This window comes from Streptacidiphilus monticola (genome assembly GCF_042658505.1).
GTDB lineage: Bacteria > Actinomycetota > Actinomycetes > Streptomycetales > Streptomycetaceae > Streptacidiphilus > Streptacidiphilus monticola.
The window spans coordinates 95,682-102,765 of sequence record NZ_JBHSQJ010000083.1; the positions used below are offsets into that span (position 1 = coordinate 95,682).

The following is a 7,084-nucleotide window of genomic DNA, read 5'->3' on the forward strand; positions in this document are numbered from 1 at the left end:
GCTCAACCGGCGGCGGCGACCTTCTCGCGCAGGCCGGTGATCACCAGGTCCAGGCCGAAGCGGAACTGGGCCTCGCCGTCCTGCGCGAACCGGACCATCTCCGGACCCAGGTCGGTCAGCGTCGGGTGGGACTCCGGGGAGAGCGCGGCCAGCCGCTTGCGGATCGCCGTCGCGTGGAAGTCCTCCGAGGTGCATGCCTTCACCTCGCGCAGCGCCGAGCCCAGGGTGTAGCGCAGCAGCGCCCCGTTGGCGAGCACGGCCTCGTCCCGGCTCAGTCCGGCGGCGCGCAGCAGGGCGAGCTGGCGCTCCATGGTGACCATGGCGATGTCGGCGAAGTCGTCGCCCGAGGAGGCCTCGGCCAGCAGCCGCAGCACGGCCGGACGTCCGGTGAAGACGTGGTAGGCCGCGAGACATGCCTCGCGCAGCTGCTCGTGCCAGGGGCCCTCGCCGCTCGGCGGGACGTAGTCGGCGAGCACCCGCTCGCGCGCGGCCCGGAACAGCTCCTCCTTGCCGCGGAAGTAGGTGTAGAGCGCCATGGTGCCGACCCCGAGGTCCTCGGCGAGGACCCGCATGGAGAAGGACTCCATCGGGCGGGCGTCGAGCAGTGCCAGAGCGCGGTCCACGATCAGCTCCGCGCTGAGGGTGTTGCGCGGTGCGCGGCTTCGGCCCGTTGACATGTCTGGAGCCTATCGATCCTGCTCGGAATGGGGAGGGGGGCGGGTGCGTTGAGCTTTACCGTACAGCGTACGGTAGTGCGTACGTTCGGACCGGACGTACGCACCCACTGCAATGTCGAGCTCGGAGCCGCACCATGTCGAGCCTCAGCACCGCCCGCCGCGGGCGCTGGCAACTGGAACTGCTGCTGGTCGCCGTGATCTACGCGGCCTACGACGGCAGCCGCCTGCTGGTCCGGGGCGGCCTGGAGGAGGCGCAGCACGACGCCACCCGCCTCCTGGACATCGAGCAGTGGCTCCACCTCGACCCGGAGCGCTGGCTCAACAGCGCCTTCACCAGCGACCGGTGGCTCGGCATACCCGCCGACTTCGCCTATGCGACCCTGCACTACATCGTCACGCCGCTGATCCTGGCCTGGCTCTGGCGCCGCCACCGCGAGGTCTACCGGCGGGCCCGGACCTGGCTGGGCATCAGCACGGTCCTGGCCCTGGCCGGCTTCATCCTCTACCCCACCGCCCCGCCGCGGCTGCTGCCCGACTCCTTCGGCTTCACCGACACCATGGCCCAGCACGCGAACGTCGGCTGGTGGGCCGGGAGCGCCAGCGCGCCCAAGGGCCTCGGCTCGATGACCAACGAGTTCGCCGCGATGCCCAGCCTGCACGTCGGCTGGGCCCTGTGGTGCGGGCTCATGCTGCTGCTGTACGCGCAGGACCGCACGGCCAAGGTGCTCGGCCTGCTCTACCCGGTGACGATCGCCCTGGTGGTGATGGGCACCGCGAACCACTACCTGCTGGACGCCCTCGCCGGCGCGGCGGTCGTCGGGGCCGGCTACCTGCTGAGCGGGCCCTACCTCCGCCTCTGGGACCGCGTCCGCGCCCGCCTCGCCCCGACCGCCGCGGGCCCTGCGTCCGCATCCGCCCCCGCCGCCGCTCCCGGCGCGGGTGCCCAGCCCGTGGGGCCCTCCCTCCCCCGCGTCCCCGACTACCCGCCGGCCACGGCCGAGCCCGCCCACGCCCCGTGAGGCGGGCGGGCCGCCCGGGTCACTGCAGGTCCGCTCCGGCGGCGCGCAGCTTCTGCCGGATCAGCGCGGTCAGCCGGGTCCAGCCGGGCCGGTCGTCCTCGCCGTGGTGGGTGAGCAGTTCGTAGCGGGTGTCGCCGTCCTCGCGGTGCTGCAGGCCGGTCAGCGTGGGCAGCAGCGAGGGGTCGGCGAGGAAGTGGGCGGCCACCTCATCGGCCAGCTCCTCGATCCGCGGATCGTCGGGAGCCCAACTCCCGGCGCTCCAGGTGAGCTTGACCATGGCGACGTGCCGCGGGTCGTCGAGGCCGTGCTCGATCTGCGCCAGGTAGTCCTCGAAGCCCTCCGGCATCAGGGCCCGGACCAGGATCAGGGCCTCCCGGGCCGTCGCCGCGTCGGCCTCGGTGAAGCCGAGCCCGGGCATCCGGTCCAGCAGGGCGAGGGCCCGGTCCGGCAGCAGCACCCGGTCGCCCTGGGTGAGCCGGCGAAGCGTCTCGCGGCGGGCGACCAGCTCGTCGATCCGCTCGGTGAGGGCCTCCTCGGCCTCGATGAGCGCGGCGGCGAACCGGTCCGGATCCGCATCGAGGATGCTCCCGATCTCCGCCAGCGGGACGCCCGCACCGGCCAGCGTGCGGACCTGGACCAGCCGCAGCAGCTCGGCCGACCCGTAGCGGCGGTACCCGGAGCTGTCGCGGCGCGGCTCGTCGACGAGGCCGAGCCGGTGGTAGTGCCGGATCGTCTTGATGGTGACCCCGGCGAACGCCGCCGCCTGGCCGATGGTGATCCCCTCTGACATGGCGTCAGTTGACCCCACGGGGATCCAGCGAGGCAACCTCGCGCACGGCCGCGGCGATGGCGGCGAAGTCCTCGCGCACGATGGTGGTGTGCTTGCTGCCGACCGTCGCACTCACCCGCACGTTGGGGTTGCGGGCCAGCACCGGGTCGAGCGTCGCGCGCATCGCCGCCAGCCCCTCCGCGGTGCCGCCGAGGCTGGCGCCGGAGGCGACCAGGAAGCGCATCGGGAAGGTCACCAGGTCGAACACCGGGTCGCTGGCGGCCACGATCTCGTTCAACTCGATGTTGACCTCGGCGTGTTCGGCGGCCGACATGCGCGCGGCCAGCCCGAACGGGCGGAACAGGGGCATCAGCGGGCCGAAGCGCCGGAACATCTTCCGGATCTGCTCCTTGCCCGCCTCCCGGCCGCCGTCGACGGTGGCGAGGTAGTCCCACGGGTAGCCGCCGTCGACCATGACCACGCCCGCGACCCGGTCCGGGTGGCGGGTCGCCCAGTGCAGCGCCAGTGCCGCGCCGTAGGACCAGCCGACCAGCAGCGGCCGCTCGGCGCCGGTGGCGCCCAGGACCGCGTCGATGTCCCGGAGGCAGGCCTCGAACGAGTAGTCCGCCGACCGCTCCGAGCGGCCGCGGGCGCGCTCGTCGAAGGTGATGTGGCGGTATCCGCCGCCCAGTTCGGCGATGACGCGGCGCCAGTTCTTCTGCGTGGCGTAGGAACCGTTGAGGTAGACCACCGGCCGTCCCGGGCCGCGGGTGTCGCTGACGGCCAGGGCCGTGTCCTCCACCGGCACCATGCCGGTCCACGTGGTGTCGGGGCTGCTCGGATGCGCTGTCGCGTTCGTCATGTGCTTCAGCCTGAGGCTTGACCTTGGGTCAAGGTCAACCTGGAATTCCCGCGCCCCGCGCCCGGGTCGCGGTGGGCCGTCCCTCCGGGTGCTCGTGGTTTCTGTCGGTCCCAGGTGCAAGACTGGCGCGCACCATGAACGACTCTCCGCTCACGTCCCTGGAGCGCCGCCTCGCCGGGCTCCGGGGCGAGGCCGCCCCGAAGAGCCTGGACGCCCGCGCGCTGGCCGCGCTCGCCGCGAACCCCGGTTGCCGGCGCCGCGCGGTGCTCGACGCCGCGGGCGTGGACAAGGGCGCGCTCGCGGCGCGCCTGGGCGCCCCCGCCGCCTTCGGGCAGTCGCCCTTCGCGATCACACGCGGCCTCGCCTTCGAGAAGCGCCTGCGTGCCGACCGCTGCGCCGCCCTGCTCACGGTCGTCCAGGAGACGCTCGGCGGCGAGCCGCTGCCGCTCGACGACGTCTCCGTGCCCGACCTGCTGGCCGGGGCCGCCGGGCCCGCCGTCCGCACGGAGCGGACCCGGCAGGCGATCGGCGAGGCGGTCGCCGCGGGCGGCTGGACCCTGCTCGACCATCCCATGCTGCGGCTCGAACTGGCGGGCTCCTCCGCCTACTTGGAGCCCGACGCGGTACTGGTCGCCCCGGCGGGGCGCTGGCACGTCATCGAGATCAAGTCCTTCCCGATCCTCGACGGCGGCGCCGATCCCGCCAAGGTGGGCGCCGCCGCCCGCCAGGCCGCCGTCTACGTGCTGGCCCTGCGCGCGCTCGCCGCCGCACTGGAGGGCCGCCCGGCGCCGACGACCGCGGACCCCTACGCCGTGCCCGAGGGCCTGGCCGCCGCGCCCGCGGACACCGCCCTGCTCGTCTGCCCCCGGGACTTCTCCAACCAGCCCGTCGCCGCCGCCGTCGACCTGCGCAAGCAACTCGCCGTGACGCAGCGTCAGCTGCTGCGGCTGACCCGCATCGAACAGCTGCTGGACGCCCTCCCCGAGGGCCTGAGCCTCGACGAGAGCCCCAAGGCCGTCGAGGACATCCCGCACTCCTACTCGCCGGACTGCCTGGCCGCCTGCGAACTCGCCTTCCTCTGCCGCGAGCAGGCCCGCTGCGCGGGCTCCGTGGACGTGCTGGGCCGGGGCGTGCGCGGCGAGCTGGGCAGCGTCACCACCGTGGCCGAGGCCCTGGCCGAGGCCGGGTCCGGCGCCGCCGGCTCCCGGCTGGCCCGCGCGGCCGCGCTGCGCGCCGAGGCCCTGGCGGGCGGCGGCCGATGAGCCTGATGACCACGCTCGCCCGGCTGGAGGCCGTCCGCTCCGGCCGCGCCGAGCCGCTGGCCACCGTCCGGCACCGGCACCTCGCCGAGCGGCCGATGCTGCTCGTCCCGCTCGCCGCCGCGGGCGAGACCGCCGCGCCCCTGGCCGTGGCGCTGGGCCGGGACCGGGAGCACCCCGTCGTGCTGACGGTCCCGCAACCCCTGGACCGGGACCGGCGGTTCGCCTTCCTGGCCGAGCTGGCGGACCATCTGCTCCCCTACGTCGAGGGGTTCGGCGCCGAGGTGGAGGTGCGCGAACGCGAGGTCAAGGACCCGGTCACCGGCGAGAAGACCGTCGAGTCCCGCGAACTCGTCGTGGACGCCCCGCAGTTGATCGTCCCGAACCAGGGCGGCGTCGGGCTGCTCGGGCTGCTGGGCCGGTCCACCTGGTTCCGGCGCACCGCAGACGACCCGGACCCCGGTCCCTACCCGGCCCCCGCCCGGGTGCCGCTGCTCGGACGCTGGCTGACGCACTTCCACGACCGCGCCCTGGTCCCCGGCAGTTCGCTGCTGCTCACCATGACCGGGCTGCTGTCCCGGCACTGGGCCACCGGCCAGAGCAACCTGGAGGACCAGCACCTCGGCGCGCTGCTCGGCTGGCTCGCCCGCGGCCCCGGCGAGCGCGGCGACCGTGCCGCGTTGCGGGCCGAGACGGCACGGGACGCGCAGGGCCAGCTGCTCTGCCCACCCGCCGGCCCGGCGACCGACCCGGCCTTCGACACCAAGCTGCTGGGCCCGGCGATCACCCGCTACGACGCGGCCCGCGAACTGGGCGACGCCTCCGCGGTCAAGGCGCGCGAGCAGGAGATCCACGAGCTGCTCAGCGGCATCCTGCTGCCGGTCTGGCGCCAGCTGTGGCAGGGCCTGGACCTGCTGCGCACCCTGCCGGAGGCGGCGCACGTCGCCGAGCGCTGGGAGGGCGACCGCTGGTCCTACTCGGCGCACCGGGAGCGCCTCGCCGCCGGGGAGCCGCCGCAGCCGATCCGCGACGACGCGGTCACCGCCGCCCGCCGACTGGCCCAGCGCGAGCGCGAGCAGACCAAGGTCGACCTCCAGGAGGCCCTGGACGACCCGCTGGCGATGGCCGAGCACCGGCTGGCCGGAGAGGCCTTCGCGGGCGAGGTGGTCGCGGTCGAACCGGACTGGGACGACCGCGGTCGGACGCCCAAACCCCGCCCGCTGGTCACCGTGCGCACCCCGGACCAGCTCCACGCCGACCCCGGCCGCGTCCTGCACCGGGCCAACGGCCCGTCCGCCCAGACCGCGGAGCTGGTCGAACTGGACGAGGCCCGCGGACAGTTGACGATCCGGCTGCTGTCCGGCATGGGACGGCGGAAAGACCCGGAGCCGGGCAGCGTGCCGGAGCCCGGCGAGCAGGTCGTGTTCACCCTGTTCGAGCTTGCCCCGCGCCAGTCCGCGCCGCTGCCCGAGCCCGAGGACACCCCCTGGACGCACGGAGGCCCGCCGCAGTGACCGTCAGCACCACCCCGACGCCCGGCGAGGAGGCGGAGGCCGCCGTCGCCGCGATCCTGGAGTCCGCCGTGCGCGGCAGCGAGCGCGGTACCGTCGTCGACTCCCCGCCGGGCGCGGGCAAGTCGACGCTCGTGGTCCGGGCCGCCCGCGAACTCGTCGCCACCGGCGAGCAGTTGATGATCGTGGCGCAGACCAACAGCCAGGTCGACGACCTGGTGGACCGGCTGGCACAGGCCGACCCGGGCCTGCCCGTCGGCCGCCTGCACGCGTCGGACACGCCGCCCGCCCCGGAGGCGCTGCGCCACGGCAACGTCACCGCCTCGTCCAAGGTGGCCGACCTGCGCGAGCTGCCGGTGGTGGTCTCGACGGCGGCCAAGTGGCAGTGGGTCAAGGACGTGGACCCGTGGCGGCACGCCATCGTGGACGAGGCGTACCAGATGCGCTCGGACGCCCTGCTGGCGGTGGCCCGGCTCTTCGAGCGCGCGCTCTTCGTCGGCGACCCGGGCCAGCTTGACCCGTTCACCATCGTCGGCACCGACCAGTGGGCGGGCCTGAGTTACGACCCGTCCAGCAGCGCCGTGGTGACGCTGCTGGCCCACAACCCCACCATCCGCCCGCACCGGCTCCCGGTCTCCTGGCGGCTCCCGGCCACCGCCGCCCCGCTGGTCTCGCACGCCTTCTATCCGTACACGCCGTTCCGCTCCGGCACCGGGCCCGAGGACCGAACGCTGGTACTGGACACGGCGGCTGACGGCTCGTCGGTGGACGCGGTGCTGGATGTCGCGGCGGAGACGGGCTGGGGCCTGTTCGAACTCCCGGCCCGGCACACCGTCCGCACCGACCCGGAGGCGGTGCGCGCGGTCGCGGCGATCGTGGCCCGCCTGCTGGCCCGGGGCGCGACCGCCCACTCGGAACGCGGCAGCGCCCCGGTGACCCCCGACCGGATCGCGGTCGGCACGGCCCACCGCGACCAGGCCGCCGCCC

The 7,084-nt window shown here is 74.7% G+C and carries 7 protein-coding genes; 4 read left to right on the forward strand and 3 right to left on the reverse strand.

All coding sequences use genetic code 11. The features are described from left to right. Positions 1-2: 2 nt before the first annotated feature. Positions 3-677 carry a TetR/AcrR family transcriptional regulator C-terminal domain-containing protein gene (locus ACFP3V_RS20425; protein WP_380585478.1) on the reverse strand — a complete coding sequence of 225 codons (675 nt, stop codon included), beginning with the start codon at positions 675-677 and terminating at the stop codon, positions 3-5. A gap of 134 nt (positions 678-811) precedes the next feature. On the opposite strand from ACFP3V_RS20425, the gene ACFP3V_RS20430 reads away from it, so the two are divergent. Next, entirely contained in the window at positions 812-1,696 is an 885-nt protein-coding gene (locus tag ACFP3V_RS20430; protein WP_380585480.1) for a phosphatase PAP2 family protein, read from the forward strand. Between the two features lie 19 nt (positions 1,697-1,715). Here ACFP3V_RS20430 and ACFP3V_RS20435 read toward each other — a convergent pair whose 3' ends face one another. Then, positions 1,716-2,486, reverse strand: a complete 771-nt coding sequence (locus ACFP3V_RS20435; protein ID WP_380585482.1) for a MerR family transcriptional regulator — start codon at positions 2,484-2,486, stop codon at positions 1,716-1,718. A gap of 4 nt (positions 2,487-2,490) precedes the next feature. Continuing rightward, positions 2,491-3,327 carry an alpha/beta fold hydrolase gene (locus ACFP3V_RS20440; protein WP_380585484.1) on the reverse strand — a complete coding sequence of 279 codons (837 nt, stop codon included), beginning with the start codon at positions 3,325-3,327 and terminating at the stop codon, positions 2,491-2,493. 134 nt (positions 3,328-3,461) lie between these two features. Between ACFP3V_RS20440 and ACFP3V_RS20445 the strand changes: the two genes are divergently transcribed. The 3 genes from ACFP3V_RS20445 to ACFP3V_RS20455 form a co-directional block, all read left to right on the forward strand. Next, the gene (locus tag ACFP3V_RS20445; protein ID WP_380585486.1) at positions 3,462-4,589 is read left to right on the forward strand and encodes a hypothetical protein; all 1,128 of its coding nucleotides are present in this window, start codon (positions 3,462-3,464) and stop codon (positions 4,587-4,589) included. Continuing rightward, positions 4,586-6,100, forward strand: coding sequence for a hypothetical protein (locus tag ACFP3V_RS20450; RefSeq protein ID WP_380585488.1), 1,515 nt, complete (start codon positions 4,586-4,588; stop codon positions 6,098-6,100). The genes ACFP3V_RS20445 and ACFP3V_RS20450 overlap by 4 nt, the downstream gene beginning before the upstream one ends. Continuing rightward, positions 6,097-7,084: AAA domain-containing protein (locus ACFP3V_RS20455; protein WP_380585490.1), on the forward strand; the 988-nt coding region annotated here is incomplete at its 3' end. The genes ACFP3V_RS20450 and ACFP3V_RS20455, both read left to right, overlap by 4 nt.